This is a genomic window from Desulfitobacterium sp. LBE (assembly GCF_007830365.1).
Classification (GTDB): Bacteria; Bacillota; Desulfitobacteriia; order Desulfitobacteriales; family Desulfitobacteriaceae; genus Desulfitobacterium; species Desulfitobacterium hafniense.
In genome coordinates this window covers 1067899-1089870 of the sequence record NZ_VLKD01000001.1, presented here as the reverse complement: position 1 = coordinate 1089870, position 21972 = coordinate 1067899, and the positions used below count along the sequence as shown (strand labels likewise).

21 protein-coding genes and 1 riboswitch are annotated in these 21972 nt (G+C 47.3%); of the genes, 15 read left to right on the top strand and 6 right to left on the bottom strand.

The window, feature by feature from the left end:
• Nucleotides 1-9 precede the first annotated feature (9 nt).
• From DESLBE_RS05345 to mutT, 4 genes are all read left to right on the top strand, one after another.
• Nucleotides 10-2943 (top strand): ABC transporter substrate binding protein, encoded by a 2934-nt coding sequence (locus DESLBE_RS05345; protein WP_144675512.1) that lies wholly within the window; start codon nt 10-12, stop codon nt 2941-2943.
• Between the two features lie 61 nt (nt 2944-3004).
• Nucleotides 3005-3433, top strand: coding sequence for a hypothetical protein (locus DESLBE_RS05340; RefSeq protein ID WP_144675510.1), 429 nt, complete (start codon nt 3005-3007; stop codon nt 3431-3433).
• A gap of 77 nt (nt 3434-3510) precedes the next feature.
• Nucleotides 3511-3702 carry a hypothetical protein gene (locus tag DESLBE_RS05335; RefSeq protein ID WP_144675508.1) on the top strand — a complete coding sequence of 64 codons (192 nt, stop codon included), beginning with the start codon at nt 3511-3513 and terminating at the stop codon, nt 3700-3702.
• Nucleotides 3699-4088, top strand: a complete 390-nt coding sequence (gene mutT / locus DESLBE_RS05330) for an 8-oxo-dGTP diphosphatase MutT (RefSeq protein WP_144675506.1) — start codon at nt 3699-3701, stop codon at nt 4086-4088. The genes DESLBE_RS05335 and mutT overlap by 4 nt, the downstream gene beginning before the upstream one ends.
• On the opposite strand, the gene DESLBE_RS05325 is transcribed toward mutT, so the two are convergent.
• Both DESLBE_RS05325 and DESLBE_RS05320 read right to left on the bottom strand, forming a co-directional pair.
• Nucleotides 4070-5122 (bottom strand): DMT family transporter, encoded by a 1053-nt coding sequence (locus DESLBE_RS05325; RefSeq protein WP_144675504.1) that lies wholly within the window; start codon nt 5120-5122, stop codon nt 4070-4072. The genes mutT and DESLBE_RS05325 overlap by 19 nt on opposite strands.
• Nucleotides 5123-5300: 178 nt before the next feature.
• Complete coding sequence (locus tag DESLBE_RS05320; protein ID WP_005814501.1) at nt 5301-5795, bottom strand: ferritin family protein; 495 nt, start codon at nt 5793-5795, stop codon at nt 5301-5303.
• A gap of 192 nt (nt 5796-5987) precedes the next feature.
• A riboswitch (Lysine riboswitch) is annotated at nt 5988-6169 on the top strand.
• 121 nt (nt 6170-6290) lie between these two features.
• On the opposite strand from DESLBE_RS05320, the gene DESLBE_RS05315 reads away from it, so the two are divergent.
• The 3 genes from DESLBE_RS05315 (at nt 6291) to DESLBE_RS05305 (ending at nt 8816) form a co-directional block, all read left to right on the top strand.
• Entirely contained in the window at nt 6291-7139 is an 849-nt protein-coding gene (locus DESLBE_RS05315; protein WP_018307211.1) for a transporter substrate-binding domain-containing protein, read from the top strand.
• A 137-nt stretch (nt 7140-7276) separates the two neighbouring features.
• On the top strand, nt 7277-8038 hold the full coding sequence (locus DESLBE_RS05310; RefSeq protein ID WP_005814504.1) for an amino acid ABC transporter permease: 762 nt from the start codon (nt 7277-7279) through the stop codon (nt 8036-8038).
• Nucleotides 8039-8072: 34 nt separating this feature from the next.
• Nucleotides 8073-8816 (top strand): amino acid ABC transporter ATP-binding protein, encoded by a 744-nt coding sequence (locus DESLBE_RS05305; protein WP_144675502.1) that lies wholly within the window; start codon nt 8073-8075, stop codon nt 8814-8816.
• Nucleotides 8817-8875: 59 nt separating this feature from the next.
• Here DESLBE_RS05305 and DESLBE_RS05300 read toward each other — a convergent pair whose 3' ends face one another.
• Nucleotides 8876-10711, bottom strand: coding sequence for an ABC transporter ATP-binding protein (locus tag DESLBE_RS05300; protein ID WP_144675500.1), 1836 nt, complete (start codon nt 10709-10711; stop codon nt 8876-8878).
• 343 nt (nt 10712-11054) lie between these two features.
• Here DESLBE_RS05300 and DESLBE_RS05295 point away from each other — a divergent pair, with 343 nt between their 5' ends.
• The 8 genes from DESLBE_RS05295 (at nt 11055) to DESLBE_RS05260 (ending at nt 18529) form a co-directional block, all read left to right on the top strand.
• Nucleotides 11055-11621, top strand: coding sequence for a manganese efflux pump MntP family protein (locus tag DESLBE_RS05295; RefSeq protein WP_172625377.1), 567 nt, complete (start codon nt 11055-11057; stop codon nt 11619-11621).
• Between the two features lie 89 nt (nt 11622-11710).
• Nucleotides 11711-12388, top strand: coding sequence for a response regulator transcription factor (locus DESLBE_RS05290; RefSeq protein ID WP_015943969.1), 678 nt, complete (start codon nt 11711-11713; stop codon nt 12386-12388).
• Entirely contained in the window at nt 12381-13607 is a 1227-nt protein-coding gene (locus DESLBE_RS05285; protein ID WP_144675496.1) for a HAMP domain-containing sensor histidine kinase, read from the top strand. The genes DESLBE_RS05290 and DESLBE_RS05285 overlap by 8 nt, the downstream gene beginning before the upstream one ends.
• 251 nt (nt 13608-13858) lie before the next feature.
• The gene (locus DESLBE_RS05280) at nt 13859-14422 is read left to right on the top strand and encodes an NAD(P)H-dependent oxidoreductase (RefSeq protein ID WP_144675494.1); all 564 of its coding nucleotides are present in this window, start codon (nt 13859-13861) and stop codon (nt 14420-14422) included.
• A 40-nt stretch (nt 14423-14462) separates the two neighbouring features.
• Nucleotides 14463-14948: a ferritin family protein gene (locus tag DESLBE_RS05275; protein ID WP_011459578.1), complete on the top strand. Its 486-nt coding sequence runs from the start codon at nt 14463-14465 to the stop codon at nt 14946-14948.
• A 230-nt stretch (nt 14949-15178) separates the two neighbouring features.
• On the top strand, nt 15179-15907 hold the full coding sequence (locus tag DESLBE_RS05270) for a polyphosphate polymerase domain-containing protein (RefSeq protein ID WP_144675492.1): 729 nt from the start codon (nt 15179-15181) through the stop codon (nt 15905-15907).
• The gene (locus DESLBE_RS05265) at nt 15900-16598 is read left to right on the top strand and encodes a DUF4956 domain-containing protein (protein WP_005814522.1); all 699 of its coding nucleotides are present in this window, start codon (nt 15900-15902) and stop codon (nt 16596-16598) included. Before DESLBE_RS05270 ends, DESLBE_RS05265 begins: the two co-directional genes overlap by 8 nt.
• Nucleotides 16598-18529, top strand: a complete 1932-nt coding sequence (locus DESLBE_RS05260) for a carbohydrate-binding domain-containing protein (protein ID WP_144675490.1) — start codon at nt 16598-16600, stop codon at nt 18527-18529. The genes DESLBE_RS05265 and DESLBE_RS05260 overlap by 1 nt, the downstream gene beginning before the upstream one ends.
• A 107-nt stretch (nt 18530-18636) precedes the next feature.
• Here the strand turns inward: DESLBE_RS05260 and DESLBE_RS05255 are convergent, their stop codons facing one another.
• The 3 genes from DESLBE_RS05255 to DESLBE_RS05245 are packed head-to-tail and all read right to left on the bottom strand — an operon-like array spanning nt 18637 to nt 21617.
• Nucleotides 18637-19533, bottom strand: a complete 897-nt coding sequence (locus DESLBE_RS05255; protein WP_144675488.1) for a glycine betaine ABC transporter substrate-binding protein — start codon at nt 19531-19533, stop codon at nt 18637-18639.
• Nucleotides 19534-19563: 30 nt separating this feature from the next.
• A complete protein-coding gene (locus tag DESLBE_RS05250; protein ID WP_018307219.1) occupies nt 19564-20403 on the bottom strand; it encodes a proline/glycine betaine ABC transporter permease in 840 nt (279 codons plus the stop codon).
• Nucleotides 20403-21617: a glycine betaine/L-proline ABC transporter ATP-binding protein gene (locus DESLBE_RS05245; protein ID WP_144675486.1), complete on the bottom strand. Its 1215-nt coding sequence runs from the start codon at nt 21615-21617 to the stop codon at nt 20403-20405. The genes DESLBE_RS05250 and DESLBE_RS05245 overlap by 1 nt, the downstream gene beginning before the upstream one ends.
• Nucleotides 21618-21972: the final 355 nt, after the last annotated feature.

Genomic DNA, 21972 nt, shown 5'->3' with positions numbered 1-21972 from the left:
AGAGGAGGCATGCGGATGGGAATTATTAGCACTCATAACTTAATGAAAAAGCTCCTTATCATCCTGATTGCCTTGATAATTTTATTTATTGGGCAAAAGCCATTATTAATTCAAGCACAAACGAACCAGCGGGTCTTATTCATTAGTTCCTACTCGGAAAGCTTTGCAACCGTACCGGAGCAAATCGCTGGGATTCACCAGGCTTTGGATCCGCATAATATTCTGCTGGATATCGAATACATGGATACCAAACGGTTTGATACTCAGGAAAATATCGATAATTTCTTTACTGCTCTGCGCTACAAACTGGATAACCTTCAACCTTATGATGCTATCATTGTAGGGGATGATCGAGCTCTTGATTTTGCTATGGCCTATCAGAAGGAGCTTTTTGACGAGCTCCCTATTGTTTTTTTAGGCATTAATGATGTGAACCGGGCGGAAGAGGCAGCCCGCAATCCTTACATGACCGGTATTGTGGAAAGTGTCCCCATTAAGGAGAACATAGAGCTGGCTCTGAAATTCAATTCCAATGTCAAGCGGGTTGTCGGCCTGGTGGAAGGCAGCATCACTGGCAGGGGAGAGAAGGATCAATTTTATGGAGCGGTAGGGTTTTATCCCAGTCTGCGTTTTGAAGATATCAGTATTTCTGAACATACCACTGAGGAAATGGCCGATATCCTGCAGGAGATCCAGGATGATACCATCATCTTATTTTTAGGCAGTATGTATAAAGACCAGGCAGGGCTTGATCTTTCCATTGATGAAGCGGCAGCCTTTATCAGTGCCAATACCCAGGTTCCGGTGTATCGGGCGACCAGCGGCGGGGTGGGTCAAGGGTTTTTGGGAGGGGTTCAGGTATCCTACCGGGAGACCGGGAAGAGAGCCGGGGAAATGGTTTTTCAGTTGCTGCAGGGAACTCCTGTCCAGGACCTGCCGATGATGAACGAGAGCCCTTATTATACGATCTTTGATTATCAAATGGTCCAGCATTTTGGTATTCCGGAAAGGCTGCTGCCTCATGACGCCCTTTTGCTCAATAAAAAGAGCAGCTATTTTGAACAGAACATGAAGCTGCTTTTGGGTGTATTTGCAGCTTTGTTTATTATGTTAATCATCAGCACCTTGATGGGGATGGATAGTCTTAAACACCGTACCATGCAGCGGAAATTAAGGGAGAGCAATGAAGAACTCTCAGCCACTTATGAAGAATTGGCAGCTACTGAAGAAGAACTTCGCCATCAATACCGGCTTATTGAAGAGAACGTCCGGAGAATTGAACTTCTTAATCAAAAATATGAGCATGCTATTAACAGTACCAATAGCGTCGTCTGGGAGCTTAATCTGAGCAATCGGAGCATCTATTTCTCCCGGAACTTTGAAAACTGGCTTTCCCGCCCATTCCCGTGGCATGAGCCGGTTGATCAGCTTATGGACAAATACCTTAATGAAAAGATTGTCCAATTGCTTAATGAAGAAATTGCCGCTTATTTGAACGGGGAAAAGAGTGAGATCAAGGTTGAGTTTCCGGTGAAGTCCAGTGCCAAGCCATCCCGGTGGATCAAAGCACAGGGGAAAGCCATCCGGGGAAGCAGCGAAGAAGAGATCTTTCTTTACGGAATTATGACGGATGTGACGGACCAGAAGCTGCAAGAGGAGTATATTGATCACCTTGCTCATTATGATTATTTAACCAATCTGCCTAACCGCATCTCCTTTATGGAAAAACTTCAGGAAGAGATTGAAAAAGGGCTGCCTTTATACATTCTCTTGATGGATATTGATAATTTCAAGGAAATCAATGATACCCTGGGCCATGTTTGGGGAGATAAGGTCTTGAAAGCAGTGGCACAAAAGCTGCTGGATCATGCCTGCCCCAATATGTTCATCTCCCGGTTCGGCGGCGATGAATTTCTTATCCTGATGACGGATCGGGATAGCTGTGATATAGAGGAATGCATCAAACAGATTCGGATCATGTTCTCCCAGCCCATTTCCATTGAACGCAATGAGTTTACCCTTAAGTTCAGCATGGGGATCACCCGTTATCCCGAGGACAGTACAGATATCGACCAGTTGATTATGAATGCGGATACGGCTTTATATCAAGTCAAGCGCAGCGGCAAAAACCATCACCTTCTCTACAATAAAGAGATGCAGCAGGAACTCCGCAATAAGGCGGTTACGGAAGGAATTATTCGGAAAGCGGTACAGGAAGACGGATTCTATCTGGTTTATCAGCCCCAAGTCAACGTAAAAACAGGCGAAATAGAGAGCTTTGAGGCTTTGGTGCGCCTGAAGCATCACCCTATTTCTCCTGATGTGTTTATTCGTATCGCCGAGGAATCGGATCTAATCTATCAAATTGGCAGAGTTGTGACCAAAGAGGCCATTCGTCAGGCAGCAGCCTGGCGGGACAAAGGATATCCCCGTAAGTCTATTTCCATCAATTTTTCCAGCAAGCAGATCCGGGACAGGGATTATTTGCAATTCCTCGTGGATACCTTGGCGGAGTATGAGATGGATCCTCAGTGTTTAGAAATTGAAATTACGGAGAGTATTTTACTGGAAGAAACTCATCTTACCCTGGAGCTGCTGGAAAAGATCAAGGAATTAGGCATAAAAATAGCCTTGGACGACTTTGGCACAGGGTTCTCCTCACTTAACTACCTGACCTATATACCGGTGGATAAAGTGAAATTGGATAAGTCTCTCTGTGATAAGTTTTTAAGCCCTGACAATATCAAGGTCATCGAGAGCATCATTTCCCTGGCCCACAGTCTTAACCTGGTGATCACTGCCGAAGGGATTGAAGAGCAGTGGCAGTATGAACAATTAAAGCTAAGCGGCTGTAACAGCATCCAAGGGTATTTGTTCAGCAAACCATTAGTAGCGGAAGAAGCAGAAAAAATCTATGAGAAAAACTTTCTGGATTCGTTTTAAGCCATAATTCCGCATACTCACTCCTTTTCCGGCTATACTAGCGAAAAGGAGTGTGACCTGCATGAATGGAAATGCCGAGCTGTTAAATTTCGTCTATCAGAACTCCCAGATGGGTGTGGCAACCCTTAATCAGTTGATTGAAATTGTGGAAGATGGTAAGTTTAAGAATCATCTGAAATCTCAATATAAGGAATATCAGGAAATCCATAAGGCTGCCGAAGCTATGTTGAATGAGAAGGGCTTTGATGAAAAGGGTATCGGCACTTTGGAGAAAATACGTACCTACCTGATGATCAGCTTTGAGACACTAACGGATAAAAGCCCCTCACATATGGCTGAAATGCTGGTTATCGGCAGCACTATGGGCGTAATCAATGCCGTGAAGAAGATCAAAAGCTATCAGGGAGCTGAACCCCATATCATCGAGCTTATGGAACGGCTCTTGCGCTTTGAAGAAAATAATCTGCAGGAATTGAAAGCCTATCTGTAAGTGCCATAAGATCGTAGGAAGCCCCAGAGTCCTTTGAGTTGATGCAAAGGGTTGGGGCTTTTCTGGAGGTTGAGTTTATGGATGATTTCACAAGAGCTGATATGGAAGAAGCACTCCGAGCCATAGCTTCAATGATTAACAGGACTGAGAAAGCACAAGAGAAATTTGCGCAAGGTACTTGGCAGCATACGATGCTTAGTAATAATCTCAAAGCACTCCATATAGCTTTGCCAATGTTAACGAAGGCATTGCGCGAGGTTAGTCTATGAAAGATGTCACAGCTGCAATCATCATTAAAGGTCAAAACGTCCTGATTGCCCGCAGAGCTCCCGGTGAAAAGCATGCCGGAAGCTGGGAATTCCCTGGCGGCAAAGTGGAACCGGGGGAGACCCCTGAAGCCTGTTTAAAACGTGAGCTTGGGGAAGAGTTTGGGATAGAGGCTGAAGTTCAGGAGTATATCAGTTCAAGCCTTTATGAGTATCCCCAGGGCTCAATTCGTCTGTTAGCCTATCAGGTCAAGATCCGTCAGGAGGAGATTCAGCTGCGGGTCCACGATCGATATGAATGGGTCGGTGTGACTCAATTGCTGAATTATGAGCTGCTTCCGGCCGATGTGCCCATAGCACACTATTTGCCTCAATGGATGTGCCCGTGATGTATATCCGGGGTGTGATGATGGCTATGAGCCAGTGGCATATGAGTGTGGACATGGCTGTGCTCTCCGGCAAAGGAATTGGGGTGGGAATGACTGTGATGAGGATCCTTATGGGAGTGGCGATGCTCATGAGTGATGGCGGGGTGCTCGTGGAGATGGGCATGATCCTCACTGGAGGCCAAATAAGCTCCGGCGATCATAATGCCTAAGGCGACGAGAAAAGAGGCATTGGGCATTTCCCTGAAAATCGCAAAAGATAAGCCCACCCCGATGAAAGGAGCCAGGGCATAATAGGCGCTGGTTCTTGCTGCACCCAATTCCCGCTGGGCCCGCACATAAAAGAAGATACTTAAGCCATAGGCTACAAAACCCAGCATAAGTGCCCCCAGGATATACCCGATACCGCTTAAGGTCTCTTTAAGGAACAGTGCCAGGAATAATGCCCCCAAGCCCGAGCCGAAGCCCTTGAGAATGACAATATCCATGGGGTCTTTGATGGCGAGCTTTCTTGTGCAATTGTTTTCGAAACCCCAGCATATGCAGGATAACAAAACGAAGAGTGAGCCCAAGGAGAAAGTAAAGCTGCTGAGATCCTCCACAGAAAGGATAATGCTGGCCAAAGTGATTAAAGCCAGTGCGGCCCATAAGCGTTTGCCGATGGACTCCTGGAAAATAAGCAGGGCAATGAGGGACGTGGCCACAATTTCGAAATTTCCTAAAAGAGAGGCATGAGCCGCTGAGCTCAAAGTTAAGCCCACCATTAAAAATACGGGCGCGGCAATATCCAGGATGATCATGGCTAAGACATAAGGAAAATCTTTCTGGGTGATGCGGGCCTCCTTAACCTCCGTTCCTTGGCGATGGTTCAATAAGCGAACAACACACATCCCCAGCCCCGCTCCCAGATAGAGAAGGGCAGCCATCATGGTGGGGGAGATTTTCGTCAGCAGGAGTTTGGATACAGGAGAACTGATTCCGAAAAGCAAGGCGGCAAGGATGGCAAAGAAAATGGCCGAAGTCTTTTTTGATGTCAATGAAACACAACTCCTTCAAGCGATCACCTGTTCAGTATAATCTAATTATAGGCGGGGTGACCGAGACTTTTCAAGCCTTGAAGGACAGATACAAACCATGGCATAAAAGTCATGGATAATAAAAAAAGCACGAGTCCCTGGCGGGCGGCCCGTGCTTATCGGTAAAGCCGGATTCGGTTTAGTATTTAATAAATTTATCCCCGGGAACATTACAGATGGAACATTTTTCGGGGATGTATTTTTCGATGTTGCCGCAGACGGGACAGAGATAATAGAATACCTCTTCCGTTGAGTCTAAATTCTCCAAAGCCTCTTTATAGAGCTTGGCATGGACTTCTTCTGCTTTCATAGCAAAAGTAAAGGTGGTTACAGCAGCTTTATTGCCTTCTGCTTCGGCAACTTTAATAAAATCAGGGTACATGCTTTCAAACTCATAGGTTTCACCGGCGATGCCATCTTTCAGATTATCCACGGTGGAACCTACTTTACCGGCGAGCTCCAACTCTCTGTGGGCATGCAGGGTCTCAGCGTCAGCAGCTGCCTGAAAGAGTTTGGCGGCGTTGAGTTTACCCTCTTTTTCGGCCTTTTTGGCATAAGCCAGGTACTTCCGATTAGCTTGTGATTCACCGGCAAAGGCATCCATAAGATGCTTTAATGTTTTTTGTTCGCTCATTGTTGATCCTCCAATTCTTAATATAATTTAGAGAGTGCTTGATTTTCTCTAGTATAAACTAGATTCTACAATTTCATTAAATTTCCTCTAAAGAAATAGTTGATGAGTACATAATACAAAACCGGTTCGGGTTGACAAGCTGTCTAATGTTATTGTAGACTGAAGATAAATTCATAGTGAACCTCACTTTTCAGGTGAGGTAGAGGTGCGATATTTAACAGTCCTTTTTGGAGCATGAGCAGCGAGGAAAACAAGGAGAAGGAAATATCGCCGAAGCTTTTAATACGCTCGGTATTATGGGCTGGGTCTGCAGTGAACAACTGCAGAACTGTCTCAATAGACGTCCCGGTTTATTGAGTTGTGCTATCTCGGCGGGGGAAAAGAGGGGTTTAGGAGCAATATGACTTTTGCGGCCTGAGTACCAACTCAGGTCTCATTTATTTTTTACAATTTTTAATATTATGAAAAAGGTAAAGAGAAGAAGGAGAGGTTCCAATGAAAAGAAAATTATCAATAGTGATGGCAGGGTTGCTTTCTGTCATGCTGCTGGCCACAGGCTGCGGTTCAAGCAGCCAGGGAAATACTCAAACACCGGCAGCAGGGAATGAAGGGGGTACTTTTAAAGTCGGCTTAGAGGCAGGCTATGCACCCTTTAACTGGACGCAAATGAATGATGCCAACGGTGGAGTCAAAATTGATGGCGGTGCTGAATATGCCGGTGGCTACGATGTGGAGATTGCCAAGAAAATTGCCGCAGGATTAGGCAAAGAACTGGTCATTGTTAAAACCGAATGGGATGGTCTTGTTCCTGCTTTAACTTCCGGAAAAATCGACGCGATTATCGCCGGTATGTCCCCGACTGCAGAACGGAAAGAAACCATTGATTTCTCCGATATTTATTACCAGTCCGATCTGGTTATAGTGGTCAAGAGCGGCAGCAAATATGAAAACGCCACCTCTCTTAAAGACTTTAATGGGGCTAAAATTACGGCTCAGTTAAACACCTTCCACTATGGTGTTATTGACCAAATCCCAGGAGTTTCCAAACAAACCGCTATGGATAACTTCCCGGCGATGCGGGTAGCGGTACAGTCAGGCATGATCGACGGCTATGTTTCCGAGCGCCCAGAAGGGGTCAGCGCTCAAGCGGCCAACAGCGATTTCAAAATGGTTGAATTCACTGATGGATTCCAAACCGATCCTGAGGATACGGCCATTGCCGTAGGGGTGAAAAAGGGCAGCGAACTCACTGCTAAAATCAATGAGATCTTAAAAGGGATCCCTGAAGCAGAGCGTATCCAAATCATGGATAATGCGATTAAGAACCAACCGGCAGCTAACTAAGACGAATTAAAGGACATTTTGCTCCACAGGGAATAATGTTTTATAAAACCGGCTACATTCAATGCAGTCGGTTTTGTCCTGTTTTTTGAAAATGCCTCATCAACTATGGGGTTAGTGATATTTTTGTAAGGAGGAGAATGATGAGCTTAGATTGGATCATACGCATTTTGACCGAAAACTGGCCCATGTTTCTGCGCGGAGCAGGGTTCACCCTTTTAATCTCCATCATCGGTACCATCATTGGCTCTCTCATCGGACTTATTATCGGTGTTATACGCACTATCCCCATGCCGGAACGGGGGATTAAACGCATTTTGCTGAAAGTGGTCAATGCTCTTTTGGCAAGCTATATTGAGTTTTTCCGGGGAACCCCCATGATCGTTCAGGCTATGGTTATTTATTATGGGTCCGCCTTAGCTTTTAACATTCATATGAATCATATCTTTGCGGGAATTTTTATCGTTTCTATTAATACCGGGGCCTATATGGCCGAGATCGTCCGCGGCGGCATTATATCCATTGACAAAGGACAGTTTGAAGCGGCCCATGCCATCGGCATGAATCATATTCAGACCATGACCAATGTGGTATTGCCTCAGGTTATCCGCAATATTCTCCCGGCTACAGGGAATGAATTTGTAATCAATATTAAAGATACCTCTGTTCTCAATGTTATCTCCGTTACGGAACTGTATTTCCAAACCAAGTCCATCGCCGGGAACAACTTCCGCTACTTTGAAGCCTTCTTTGTGGCCTGTATCCTCTACTTCATCATGACCTTTACGGTAACGCGCATTCTTCGTTATATTGAAAGAAGGATGGATGGACCGGAAAGCTATATTATGAATCAAATGCAGGTGCAGACTGCCGAGAGTATGCTGCGCAGAACCAAGACCTGAGGGACAAGAGCCGATTGAGGAAGGAGGAACACACTTGGCAAAAGTCATTGAAGTTCAACATTTAAGCAAATCCTTTGGCTCTAATGAAGTCTTGAAGGATATTGATTTTTCCGTGCGCAAAGGAGAAGTGGTCTGTATCATCGGCTCATCCGGTTCCGGCAAATCCACCCTGCTGCGCTGCATTAACCTTTTGGAGAAACCCAGCGGCGGCCAGATCATCTATAAAGGGGAAAACATTCTCGATGATCAGCATGATGTCTATCAATACCGCCAAAAGCTGGGGATGGTCTTTCAGCAGTTCAATTTGTTCAATAACCATAATGTCCTGAACAATTGCATGGTAGGGCAAATCAAATTATTGAAGCGTTCCAAGGCCGAGGCTGAGGAAGTGGCTATGAAATACCTGAAAGTTGTAGGGATGGAGCAATACATCAATGCCAAGCCCAAGCAATTGTCGGGAGGGCAAAAACAACGGGTAGCCATTGCCCGGGCTCTGTCCATGGAACCGGATGTGATGCTCTTTGACGAGCCTACCTCCGCCCTGGACCCGGAGATGGTGGGAGAAGTGCTGAAGGTTATGAAAGAATTAGCTGAGTCGGGACTGACCATGTTGGTGGTTACCCATGAAATGGGCTTTGCCAAAGAGGTTTCCGATCGGGTGGTCTTTATGGATAAAGGGGTGATCGCCGAGGAGGGTCCTCCGGAGGAGATCTTTAATAACCCCACACAGGAGCGGACCCGGGAGTTCTTAAAACGGACCTTGACTCCCCAAGCTTAAGACTAGATATGAAAGCACCCTCAAGACTTTACTGCCAAAGCTTGAGGGTGTTTTTTGCCCTAACGGTGCTCCAGATCCTCCAGGGCTATTTTAAACTGGGTCTCATAGAGCAATTTATAGAGTCCGTCTTCTTTAAGCAGCTCCCAATGGGTCCCTTGTTGGACGATTTCCCCTTCTTGTAAGACGATAATGTCATCCACGGCCATAATTGTAGAGAGCCGATGGGCGATAATAACGCTGGTTCTGCCTTTAAGTATGGGTTCGATAGCTTCCTGGATCAGGGATTCGCTGAGGGAATCCAAAGAAGAGGTGGCTTCATCCATGATCAGCACTTTGGGGTTCTTGAGGAGAACCCGGGCGATGGCAAGGCGCTGCTTTTCACCGCCGGACAGTTTTAACCCCCGGTTGCCGACCAACGTGTCAAAACCGTCAGGCAGGGTACGGATAAAATCATAGATATTGGCTTCCCGACACACCCTGATCAAATCCTCTTCTTGGGCATGCTCATTGGCATAGTGGAGGTTCTCGCGAATGGTTCCGTTGAAGAGATAGGTGTCCTGAGCAACCATGCCGATATTTTGGCGCAGAAAGTTCAGGTCAAGGTCCCGAACATCCTGCCCATCCAGAAGGACCCTGCCACCGGTCACATCATATAAACGGGGGATGAGGTTGATCAAGGTGGTTTTTCCTGTACCTGAAGGTCCCACAATAGCCACGGATTTCCCTTTTTCGATGGTCAGATTGATATTCTTCAGGACGGGTTTTCCCTCATAATGAAAAGAAACCCGCTCAAAGACGATTGTTCCGGCACACTCCTTGGGGACAATAGCCTGGGGAGAGTTTTTAATTTCAACAGGGATATCAAAATACTCAAAGACTCTGGAAAAGAGAGCCAGGGAACGGATGATATCCACCTGAATGGTTAAAAGGACATTCACAGGAAGATAGAGACGTCCCAGCAAGGCGACGACCACGGTAATATCCCCTACAGTCAGGCCCGAGCCCATCTTGATCATGAGGAAGCCGCCGGCTAAGTAAATGATCATGGGGCCCATATTGGTGAAGGTATCAAAAATGACCCGGAACCAGCGGCCCACGAGAATTTCCCGGATGCTTAAACGGGTAATCTCCCGGTTGAACTTCTCAAATTTCGCATACTCTTTATTTTCGCGGGTAAATAATTTAACCAACAGCTGACCGCTGACGCTTAAGGTTTCATTAAACAGTTGATTGGAGGCATCTGTTTGCTCCTGCTTGGCCATGGTCAGGGACCAGCGGCGATTGCCCACTTGATTGGTGGGGAGAATGAACAAAGGGACGATAGTCATGCTGATCAAAGCCAGAAGCCAGTTCTTTTGGACAAGGGCCGCTAAGGTTGTCACGAGGATAATGGTATTGCTGACAAGTCTGGTCAAGGTGCCCACAATGACGGTTTGCACTCCGTTGATATCCGTGGTCATGCGGGTGATGATATCGCCTTGATGATTGTTCGTGAAAAAACGGTGAGACATTTGCTGTAAATGGTCATACATCTGATTTTTCATATCGTAGATGATATGCTGAGCGACCCAGGTGGTCAGGTAGTTCTCCAGGACATTAATCAGGTTGGCGATGATCAAAACGATAAAAGAAAGCAGGATCAACTGGACCAGAAGGGGGAAGTCTCTGCCGAGCAGCCCGTCGTCAATAATACGTCCGGACAATAAAGGGGGAAGGAGCCCAAGAAGAGATGAAAGAATGATCGCCGCGAATACCAGGGCGAGTCGCGGCCAGTAGGGCAGGAGGTAGCTTAAAATCCGCCGTAGAAAGGCTTTGGTGACCTTGGGCTTATTTTGTTTTTCTTCTTCAGTTAGCGGAGAGCGGGTGCTTCGCACCTGGGGCCTGCCATACCGCATGAAATCCTCCTCCTTGTGTAATTACCATTATAGGGTATTATTTTGTGGCTGTCACTTTGACTTAAAAGGGAATATTATAGAGCAGAGGGGAAAAACAGATTGAATATTGACGGATTGATGGTATAATATTGACGATATAAGGTTTCCATGGGGGAGTAGTCAGCATAGTTATGGCTATGTGGCAAGTCAACATAATGACCGCTTAGGTCTGGCTTGTCTTAAAAGACAAGACTCATGGGTAGTTCTTAAAGCTACCCGTGGGTCTTGTTTTAATTCCGGTGGATTTTTTAAGTAAAATTCGCGGCGATCCGGGGAACTATAAAATTAAGTTGAAGTAAGGAGTATGATAATGGGAAATCTGGAGTTATTCTTAATCGCTGTGGGGCTTTCTATGGATGCTTTCGCCGTGGCTATCAGCAAAGGTTTGTCCATGAGGCGGATGAGCTACAAGACAGCATTGATCACCGGGTTTTTTTTCGGGGGATTTCAGGCTTTAATGCCTCTGATCGGCTTTTTGCTGGGAACACGGTTTGAGTCTTATATTACGGCAATCGACCATTGGATTGCTTTTATTCTGCTTTCTCTCATTGGCCTGAACATGATTAAGGAATCCAGAGGCCCTTGTGAAATTATCGAAGATCGCTTTAATCTTAAGGACATGATCATTCTATCCTTAGCCACCAGCATTGACGCTCTGGCGGTTGGCATTACCTTTGCTTTTTTGCATGTGGATATCGTGCCTGCGGTGTTTATGATTGGGGTGATCACTTTCCTTTTTTCCTTCCTGGGGGTTAAGATCGGCAATGTTTTTGGAGAATGTTATAAGGCCAGAGCGGAGCTGGCCGGCGGGGTGATTCTGATTCTGATGGGGCTTAAGATCCTTTTGGAGCATCTGGGTTTCCTTGGTTAGTTGCTGTTTTTAAAGTATATTTAAGCTGAATAGGATAGAATCATTAGAAAAAGACTCTGGCCGATCCCATGGAAAAAGGGAGGGGTATGATGAGATTATTATTAGCAGAGGATGAACTGGAACTGGCCAATGCTTTAACAGCCATTCTCAAACACAACAATTATTCTGTGGATGCGGTAGATAATGGGGCTGATGCTCTGGATTGGGCTTTGGCCGGGAACTATGACGGCATCCTTCTGGATATCATGATGCCGAAGATGAATGGTCTGGAGGTTCTTGCCAAGCTGCGGGAAAAAGGAATTTCCACCCCAATCTTAATGCTCACAGCTAAAGGGGAGATCGAGGACCGGATTGAAGGTTTGGATCATGGGGCAGATGATTACCTGACCAAGCCTTTTGCCATGGGGGAACTTTTAGCGCGGATTCGGGCCATCACCCGGCGCAAGACGGAATTTGCCCCCAATCTTCTCACCGTAGGCAATTTGCAGCTGGATCGGGCAAACTATGAATTATCCGGTGAGAAAGGTTCCATACGGTTAGGCAACAAAGAGTATCAGATGATGGAGATGATGATGAGCAGCCCCAACCGGCTGATCTCCACGGAACAGTTTATGGAACGAATCTGGGGCTATGATGCGGAAGCGGAAATTAATGTGGTATGGGTCTATATATCCTATCTGCGCAAAAAACTGACTGCATTAGGATCCACTGTAACGATTAAAGCCTCCCGCGGTTTAGGGTATACCTTGGAGGACAGTCATGGTTAAAAATCTGCAAAAGCGCTTTATCGCCATTGCTATGCTTTCCTTATTGGTGGTCATGGTGGTTGTCCTCGGCTCCCTTAATCTGGTTAATGTCGGGCATGTTACGCAAAATGCCGATAATCTATTGGCAACCCTGGCCGAGAACGAGGGGCGGTTTCCTCCCTTAGGTCATGGGGAGCCGCCCCGCCGGGAACCCCGCAGCGGTTTTCGGATGACGGAGGAAACTCCCTTTGAAACCCGTTATTTCCTGATTCGGACCAATAAGGACCAGTCCATTACCGAGATCGACACCAGCCATATTGCCGGTGTTTCCTCCGCTGAGGCCATGGACTATGCCCAAAAGCTGTTGAAGGAGGGACGGGTTAAAGGTTATTTAGGACAGTACCGCTACTTGATTGCCGAAAAAGATTATGGCAATTTGTTGATCCTTATGGATTGCAGCAGGCAGATCAATACCAGCAAAGATTTTCTCTGGAATTCCATAGGTATTGCGCTGATTAGCCTCTTGATCCTCTTTATTCTGGTCTCCGCCTTATCGAGACGGGCCATACGGCCGGTTATTGAAAATATGGAGAGGCAAAAGCAGTTCATCACCGATGCCGGTCATGAAATCAAGACGCCCTTGGCCATTATTGCCGCCAATAGTGAGGTTTTAGAGCTGACCAACGGCAAAAATGAGTGGACACAAAGCATTCAGCACCAGGTGAAACGGTTGGACGAACTGGTGAAGAATCTTCTCACCCTGGCCAAAATGGATGAAGGGAAAGTGGAGTTAACCTTCGAAAATTTGTCCTTCAGCGATCTCGTCGAGGAAACGGCCGGAAGTTTCACGGCTCTTGGGGAGAAAAAGGGACTGGACTTTGTGCTGGATATTCAGCCGGGTCTGCTGATTAAAGGAGAAGAGAGCAGCCTGCGTTATTTAGTGACCATCCTGGTGGATAATGGGGTAAAATATGCCGCTGAACATGGACAATTAAAAGTTTCTTTGAAGAAACGGGGTAAAACCATCTGCTTAGAAGTTTATAATACCTGTGATCCGTTGCCTGAAGGGGATCTTAACCCTCTTTTTGATCGCTTTGCCCGCGGTGAGACATCCCGTTCCCGGGAAAGCGGCGGTTACGGAATCGGGCTCTCCGTAGCTCAGGCTATTGTGACCGCTCACCAGGGCAGGATCACTGTCGAACGGCGGGAGCAGGGCATAAGTTTTATGGTAGTCATTTAAACTATCGATCAGAACTATCTGCCCATGGGTTCTGAAACAGGTAAGAAGAGTTGAAATTCGACACCAGTGTCGAATTTCATGTCAAGCTCTCCTTCTGCTGGGTTACCGGCAGAGGAGCGAGAGGTGTGGAATTGCTCAAGGAAAACATCAGATATATTTAGTTAAGGAAGCTAAAGGGTAAATTATATGTTATAATTAGCCAAATATATAGTATTCCCTTGGTCAAAATACTTAAATTGAGGTGATGATTTGTGAGTCGAATAAAGGTTGGCGTCCTGGTGGGAAGTTTACGCAAGGATTCTTTTTGCCGGAAGCTGAGCAAGGCCCTTAAGGAAGTGGCCCCGCAATCCCTTGAACTGGAAAACGTGGCGATCGGTGAGCTGGCTCTCTATAACGAGGATCTTGACGAGCCGGGTAACCTTCCGGAAGCCTGGACTGTTTTTCGTGAAAAGATGAAAAGCTGTGATGCCTTTCTCTTTGTAAGTCCCGAGTATAACCGGTCGGTGCCTGGGGTGCTTAAGAATGCACTTGATGTAGGGTCCAGACCGCCCAGTAAGAGCGTGTGGGGAGGGAAACCCGGGGCGGTCCTGACGGCTTCGCCGGGTTCAATCGGCGGCTTTGGGGCGAACCATCACCTCCGCCAAACCCTCTCCTGCTTAAATGTGTCGACGATGCAGGCTCCGGAAGCTTATCTGGGCAATATCGCCACTGTTTTTGATGAAAACGGTAACCTTACCAATGAGCGGACCCGCGGGTTTTTACAGAAATTTATGGAGTCTTATGTCATTTGGGTGGACAAGAATAAGCTAACCTAAGCTAACTCATTGAACATGAACATGAACAGGAGGGATGGCAGTGAATGCTTTAGAATTTGCGATTAAAATGGAACTGGATGGAGAACGCTATTACCGGGAGCAAGCAGTGATCAATCAAGCCAACAGCTTGAGGGCGATTTTCTTAATGCTGGCCGATGATGAAAAAATGCATGCTCAGATCTTAGAGAAGAAGACCAAGAACCTGAACTATACCCTGGAACCGAATGAGACCCTGGCCACGGCCAAAAACGTTTTCAGTGATAAAGACAGGATTAAAAACGAGATTAAGGAAATTCCCAGTCAGATCGATGTCTATCGGGCCGCCCTGGACAATGAAAAAGAAAGCATCCTTCTCTATCAAAAATGCTCTTCTGAAGCAGCGGATGGGGAGACCAAAGCTTTGTTTGACTATCTGATTCTCCAGGAAAAGGAGCACTATGCCATTCTGGAACAATTGACCGCTTTGCTCAGCCGCTCGGAGGAGTGGGTGGAAGATGCCGAGTTTGGCCTCCGGGAAGACTATTAAGATAAGTTTATAATCGGAAGATAAGTGTATAAAAAGAACCACGAGTCTGTGCTCAGGACAGATTCGTGGTTCTTTTTATATAAAGGCAAAGTTTTGCTGAACTTCTATGAAGTGCGGAAGCTTTAAAGTGAGTTTAAGGTTCAGCAGATAAACTTTAATCATAGCGATTGTTAAGTCATCGTTAAGACATTGTAAAGTAAGGTTAAATAAGAAATCGGGAGGGCAACTGGATGAGCACCTATCAATCTGTTTTTAAACGCTATGAAAAGAAATATATGCTGAATGAAGAACAGTATCGGCACCTGCTCAAAAGAGCGGCAGGAAAAGTAAAAGAGGATAAGTTCAAGCAAAGCAGGATTAACACGATCTATTTCGATACCCCGGATTATCACTTGATTTCCGCGTCCCTGGAAAAACCGCTCTATAAAGAAAAATTAAGACTAAGAAGTTATGGTACTCCCCATGGTCATGATCAGGTTTTTGTAGAGCTTAAGAAAAAGTTCCAGGGTGTGGTCTATAAGCGACGAACGGTAATGTCTCTGGAAGAGGCGGTGGAGTATCTCTACCATAGAAAACCGGCCCGCAACGCCAGTCAGATCACGCAAGAAATCGACTGGTTCCTCAAGTTCTATGGAGAGATTGGTCCCGCCATGTATATCTCCTATGAGCGCCTGGCTCTTTCCGGTATTGAGGATCCCGGACTAAGAATTACCTTCGATCAAGATATTCTCTGGCGTCAGGATGAGCTTGATTTAAGCATGGCACCTTGGGGGCGCTCGTTGCTGGTTCCGGGACAGCGGCTTATGGAGATCAAAATTGCCGGCGCCATGCCCTTGTGGCTTGCACACATTTTGGACGAACTGGCAATCTACCCGAGCTCCTTCTCCAAATACGGCAAGGCTTATCTGACTTCCTCAGCAGGTCAAATATTAAATAAAGGGGGAAAAATCATTGCTTGACAGTATTTTTCAAAGTATATTGAATATAGAGGCTGCCGGAACGGCTTTTCCCTGGCAATCTTTTTTGCTTTGCACAGGGGTCTCCCTCTTACTGGGGATTATTATTGCTTGTTTCTATATGTATCGCAACGCTTATTCTTATAGCAAAAGTTTCGTAGCTACTTTAGCCACCTTGCCGGCAATCGTTCAGCTGGTGATCATGCTGGTCAACGGCAACCTGGGAGCCGGTCTTGCCGTTATGGGGGCGTTCAGCCTGGTCCGTTTCCGTTCCATTCCCGGTTCTGCTAAGGAAATCAGCAGTATTTTCCTGGCTATGGCCATCGGTTTGGCCACAGGTATGGGATTCTTGGGCATTGCCGTTATGTTTACACTGATCCTTGGCTTGACCAATCTTTTGCTGGATTGGGTGGGGTTCGGCGAACAGAAAAATGCTGAGAAAACCTTGCGGATTACGATTCCTGAAGGGTTGGATTACTCTGGAGTTTTTGATGATCTTTTTGAGCGGTATCTGAGCAAATGGGATTTAGTCCAGGTTAAAACCACTAATATGGGAAGTCTCTTTAAATTGGATTACCGAATCCTGTTGAAAGATATGAACAAAGAACGAGAACTGATTAACGAACTTCGCTGCCGCAACGGCAATCTGGAGATACTCTGCGGTAGGGTCAGCGTGCGTAAGGAGGAACTATAATGAAGAAAATAAGGTCAAAGGGGTACACATTAGTCTCCCTTTTCCTGGTCTTGACCTTGGGGCTCACAGGCTGCGGCAAGGCCGGAAGCCAACAGGAAATGGGTGATGCCTCTGTGGCCATCTCCTCCCCGGTAACTTCGTCAGCGGAATTTGACCTTAGTTTTTCGGCTCGTGATTTGGACGTGGGTTTTGACGAGGGGACGGCCACCCAAATTACTTTAAGCGATAGCGGCATTGAGGTGGCGGGTTCAGGTGCTGAGGCCGAGGGGGAGACGGTGAGCATTACACAGGAGGGGACGTATGTTTTATCCGGATCCTTGCCTGATGGGCAAATCATCGTCGATGCACCGGACACGGATAAGATTCAGCTGGTCCTGAGGGGAGTGAGTATCCATAACGAGGATCATGCGGCTTTGTATATTAAGGAAGCGGACAAAGTGTTCATAACCCTGGCCACAGACAGCCAAAATACCCTGAGCGACGGTGCGGAGTATGTGCAAAGGGATGAGGTCAATGTGGATGGAGTGATTTACAGCAAGGCTGATCTCACCATCAATGGCGGCGGTGCCCTGAATGTCATCGCTCACTATAAACACGGGATTGTCTCCAAAGATGATCTGGTCATCACCGGCGGCAAGCTCTCCGTGACCGCTCAAGGCCAGGGATTGCATGGCAAGGATTGTGTCAAAATCAAAGATGGCATCTTTGCCTTGAAGACTCAGGGAGATGCTGTTCAATCAGATAACACCGAGGATGAGACCAGAGGGTTTGTCTATATTGCCGGCGGCACCTTTGCCATCGAGACCCAAGGGGATGCCTTCCAGGCCGAAACCCTTCTCCAGACCGACGGGGGTACGTTCAAGATCATGACCGGGGGGGGCAGTGAAAACGCCAGCACGGATTCCCAGGGCAATGAACGGGGCAGCTGGGGCATGTGGGGCGGGCCTCCGGGAAATCCTGAGAACGTCAATGGCGCCCCGCCTGAAACAGCAACTGAAACTGCAACGGTCGAGGACACTCCCAGCGCCAAAGGATTTAAAGCCGGTAAAGAGATGATTCTTAATGAAGGAAGTTTTGATATCGATTCTTCCGACGATGCCCTGCACAGCAATGGCAAGCTGGTCATTACCGGAGGCACTTACGCTGTCAGTTCAGGAGATGATGGGCTTCATGCCGATGGTGATTTGACCATCACCGGGGGAATTCTTCTGGTGGCTAAAAGCTATGAGGGCATTGAAGGAAATACCATAACCATCACAGGCGGGATCATAGAAGTCACAGCCCGTGACGACGGCCTGAACGTAGCCGGGGGCAACGACGGCTCAGCTTTTGGCCGGCCCGGGCAGAACAGCTTCACTCAGGAAAGCACAGATCACTATTTGCGGATCAGCGGCGGTGAGATTAAAGTCGATGCCGCCGGGGACGGTCTGGATTCCAACGGCAACCTGTTCGTCGAGGGGGGAACGATTACCGTAAGCGGTCCTATCAATAATGGCAACGCTGCCCTGGATTATGACGGAACGGCCACGATTAGCGGCGGAGTCCTGATGGCCACAGGGAGCAGCGGGATGGCTCAAGGGTTTTCTGAAGAGTCCGGCCAATATTCCTTGCTTCATAATCTTTCAACCTCTGTGGCGGCAGGAAGTGAGGTAACCTTAACCGATGTCAATGATAAGGTCATCCTGAAGTGGACGGCAAATAAGGAATTTACCTCAGTTCACCTCAGCTCTCCGGATCTTGTCCAAGGGGGGACCTATACTTTAACTGCCGGCCCCCTTGAGGAAACGGTGACTCTATCTTCAGTGGCCACCTCTAATGGCGGGGGCATGGGCAGCGGCATGGACGGCATGGGAGGCGGCAAAGGTGGCAACTTTGGCGATATGAAGGGCCAGCCTCCCCAACCGGGTGCAAAACCGGACCGTCCCAATTGAACGAGGTTAAACTACAGTGGAAAACCATGAATATTAGCTAGTTAAAACCCCCTGGGCTATCCCGGTGCATTGCACTGGAGGGGATGCCGCAGGGGGTTTTTAACTTCCTATTTGAGCCAGCTGTCCACTAAGTCCCGATTCTCAGCCATCCATTTTTGGGCCGCTTCTTCAGGTTTCATACCCTCGTTAATATAACCCTCCAAGGTACCGAGCTGTTGATCATTGAGCTCAAATTTCTTGAGCATTGCCGCGACTTCGGGATGAGCTTGGGTAAACTCCTTGTTGGCCAAAGTGTGAATCTGCTCAGACTGGCCGTAGCTGCCCTTTGGATCTTCAAGGTATTTTAAATCATATTTGGCGAATTTCCAATGGGGGCTCCAACCGGTAACGGCAATCCATTCCTGGTTGCGATAGGCTTTGTCTAAAGCGGCCAGCATAGCGGCTTCAGAACTTTGAATCAGGTTAAACTCCAGGTTGTAGCTGTCAATAGCAGTTTCAGTAGCTTTCATAATTCCGGCGCCGGGATCAATACCCGTAATTCTGCCGCTGAATCGGTCTTTGTATGCGTTCAATTCTTCGATGGAGCTGATCTCCACATACTCAGGCACCACAAGGCCGATTTTTGCTTCGTCAGTATACCATACACCATAATCATCCAGCTTGTTTTTATATTTATCCCAGAAAATTTGATGAGTAGTGGGGAGCCAGCTGTCCATGAAGATATCTAAATTTCCTGCGGAGAGTCCCACAAAGAGGGGAGCGGCATCAAGGCTTGTCATCTTTACGTTGTAACCTTGTTCCTCCAGGATAACTTTCCAGAGGTTGCTGACGGCTACGGCTTCCGCCCAGTTAACATAGCCGATATTGACCGTTTTGTCGCTGCCGTTGGTTTTTTTATTGCCGGATGGGCTGCCGGAGGTTGCTCCACAGCCGGTCAGCCCAATGGCGAGCAGAGCTGTCAGCGCCCAGAGGAGGGCTTTGGGCCAAGATTTTTGTATTTTCATTGAATCATCCTTTATAGTTTTAATAATTTTCTACATCTTTTTAGCTACCCGGGAGTTTCGTAAGGCTCCCTGGCTGAGACGGTCAAGGATCATGGCCAGGATAACCACCGCTAAGCCATACTCGAACCCTTTACCGATATCCATCCCGGAAATCCCTGCCAGTACCCCGGCTCCCAAGCCCTGAGCTCCGATCATGGCGGAGATAACCACCATGGATAAGGAGAGCATCATGGTTTGATTGATTCCGGCCATGATGGTCGGCAAAGCTAAGGGTAATTGAATCTTCCACAGCATTTGCCGGGAATTGGAGCCAAAGGCCTCTCCCACTTCCACCAGATCGGCGGGAACCTGACGAATTCCCAAAGCCGTTAAGCGAATGACAGGCGGCATGGCAAAGATAACGGTGGCAAAAATCGCCGATACCGTTCCTAAGCTAAAGAACATCAAAGCGGGAATGAGGTAAACGAAGGAAGGCATGGTTTGCATGAAATCCAGAATAGGGGAAAGGACTCTATGAAAACCATTGTGCCGTGCTCCCAGTATCCCTAAGGGAATTCCGATCACTAAGGAGACAAGGGAGGCAAGCAGGACCAGGATGAGAGTATCGAGAAAAGCCGGCCATAACTCTAAATTATAGATCAGACAGAGGCCTACGGTGGTGCCCAGAGCCAGGCGCCAGCCTTTGGCCCGCCATGCCAACGCTGCGAAGAGAAGGACGAGGATAAACCAGGGGACGACGTCAAGCCCCTCCCTCATTGCATCGGTCATTGAGGTTACCGAATCGGTAAAGGCATCGAAGGCACTTCCAAAATAGAAGAGCAGGGTATCGACACCCTGATTAACCCACTCCCCCAAAGGAATTTTCGTCATCAGGTTTCACCTCCTGTTTTTCCTGCCGAACTTCCCGCTTCTGCTAAGGCGGCAAGCACGACACCGCGAACAATGATTCCGATCAAATGCTCTTCTTCATCGACCACAGCCAGTGGAACCTTTGTATTGGCAATGACCGGAAGAATATCCTGAACGAGGACATTGCCCTGCAGAGCCAGAACTTCAATCAGCTCGGCTTCCTGAAGGTTGTGGACACCTTTCTGACGGGCTTCAATGGCCAAGTCCGCATTGATAAGTCCGTGCAAACGCTTGCTTCTGTCCACGACAAAAACGCTGGACAGGCCATGCTCTTTCATAACCTTAAGGGCAACGTTAGGGCCGTCTTTAAGCTGTACTACAGGTTGAGGCCGCTTCATAATATCCTTCAAGGTGAGAATCCGGCTGAGATCCACACCGCGGGCAAATTTGGCCACATATTCATCAGCAGGGCTGCCGACAATTTCTTCAGCCGTACCCACTTGGACCAGAGAACCGTCGCGGACAAAGGCGATTTGGTCGCCAATTTTCAGAGCTTCGTTCAGGTCATGGGTAATAAAGACGATGGTTTTGTTCATCTTCTGCTGAAGATTAAGCAGCTCATCCTGCATTTCTTCCCGAATCAAGGGATCCAAAGCGCTGAAAGCTTCATCCATGAGCAAGATATCCGGATCATTGGTCAAAGCCCGGGCCAATCCGACCCGTTGTTTCATGCCGCCGCTCAATTCATCAGGATAGGAGCTTTCCCAACCTGCCAAGCCGACCATCGCCAGGCAATCCCGGGCCTTTTGCTCACGAGCGGCCCTGTCGGTGCCTTGAATCTCCAGGCCGAAGACAGTGTTTTGCAGAACTGTGCGATGGGGAAGGAGGGCAAACTGCTGGAAGACCATTCCTAACTTTTTCTGTCTTGTTTGCCTCAGCTCTTGGGGTTTTAGTTGAGTAATATCCACTCCGTCAATAAGGATAGATCCGGCACTGGGCTCGATTAAACGGTTGAGACAGCGGAGAATGGTGGACTTACCGCTGCCGGAAAGGCCCATGATCACGAATATTTCTCCTTCGTTGACGGTAAAGCTGACATTATTTACACCGACGGTGAGGCCGGTCTCGCTTAGAATCTGCTCCTTGCTCAAGCCTTTGGCCAAAAGATCCAAGGCTTTTTGTGGCTGAGGGTTAAAAATTTTGATGAGGTTATTGACTTCAATTTTTACACTCATAACCAACCTCCTCTCATGAACAATAAATATTTCGAATGACAACCTTTAGAATATATTTAAGTTGTCACTTTGACTATTCTATAGACTTTGCTGACAGAAGTCAAAACGGTTGAGGCCGCATAATCCTTACTAAGCCAGCTTTGGCAGGCGTGAGCTTAAGGATCCTTGCGGATTGAGGAAACTGCTTCAATATCCTGATGCATTTGTTAGCCTATACAAGTTTTCTTTTTTATATTCTTTTTAGCACACGAGATTTAAACATATGAAAAAGTGATGAGCAAAAGCATTAAGGGTTATCATTGCAGAGAGTTTGCAGTTAGTGCTATGATAAAGCATAATAAGCAAAGATGAAGGA

Bases quoted from the DNA above. Each gene is read 5' to 3' on its own strand.
- DESLBE_RS05345 (WP_144675512.1), top strand. From the start codon at position 10: ATGCGGATGGGAATTATTAGCACTCATAACTTAATGAAAAAGCTCCTT.
- DESLBE_RS05340 (WP_144675510.1), top strand. From the start codon at position 3,005: ATGAATGGAAATGCCGAGCTGTTAAATTTCGTCTATCAGAACTCCCAG.
- DESLBE_RS05335 (WP_144675508.1), top strand. From the start codon at position 3,511: ATGGATGATTTCACAAGAGCTGATATGGAAGAAGCACTCCGAGCCATA.
- mutT (WP_144675506.1), top strand. From the start codon at position 3,699: ATGAAAGATGTCACAGCTGCAATCATCATTAAAGGTCAAAACGTCCTG.
- DESLBE_RS05320 (WP_005814501.1), bottom strand. From the start codon at position 5,795: ATGAGCGAACAAAAAACATTAAAGCATCTTATGGATGCCTTTGCCGGT.
- DESLBE_RS05315 (WP_018307211.1), top strand. From the start codon at position 6,291: ATGAAAAGAAAATTATCAATAGTGATGGCAGGGTTGCTTTCTGTCATG.
- DESLBE_RS05310 (WP_005814504.1), top strand. From the start codon at position 7,277: ATGATGAGCTTAGATTGGATCATACGCATTTTGACCGAAAACTGGCCC.
- DESLBE_RS05300 (WP_144675500.1), bottom strand. From the start codon at position 10,711: ATGCGGTATGGCAGGCCCCAGGTGCGAAGCACCCGCTCTCCGCTAACT.
- DESLBE_RS05295 (WP_172625377.1), top strand. From the start codon at position 11,055: ATGATAATGGGAAATCTGGAGTTATTCTTAATCGCTGTGGGGCTTTCT.
- DESLBE_RS05290 (WP_015943969.1), top strand. From the start codon at position 11,711: ATGAGATTATTATTAGCAGAGGATGAACTGGAACTGGCCAATGCTTTA.
- DESLBE_RS05285 (WP_144675496.1), top strand. From the start codon at position 12,381: ATGGTTAAAAATCTGCAAAAGCGCTTTATCGCCATTGCTATGCTTTCC.
- DESLBE_RS05270 (WP_144675492.1), top strand. From the start codon at position 15,179: ATGAGCACCTATCAATCTGTTTTTAAACGCTATGAAAAGAAATATATG.
- DESLBE_RS05260 (WP_144675490.1), top strand. From the start codon at position 16,598: ATGAAGAAAATAAGGTCAAAGGGGTACACATTAGTCTCCCTTTTCCTG.
- DESLBE_RS05255 (WP_144675488.1), bottom strand. From the start codon at position 19,533: ATGAAAATACAAAAATCTTGGCCCAAAGCCCTCCTCTGGGCGCTGACA.
- DESLBE_RS05250 (WP_018307219.1), bottom strand. From the start codon at position 20,403: ATGACGAAAATTCCTTTGGGGGAGTGGGTTAATCAGGGTGTCGATACC.
- DESLBE_RS05245 (WP_144675486.1), bottom strand. From the start codon at position 21,617: ATGAGTGTAAAAATTGAAGTCAATAACCTCATCAAAATTTTTAACCCT.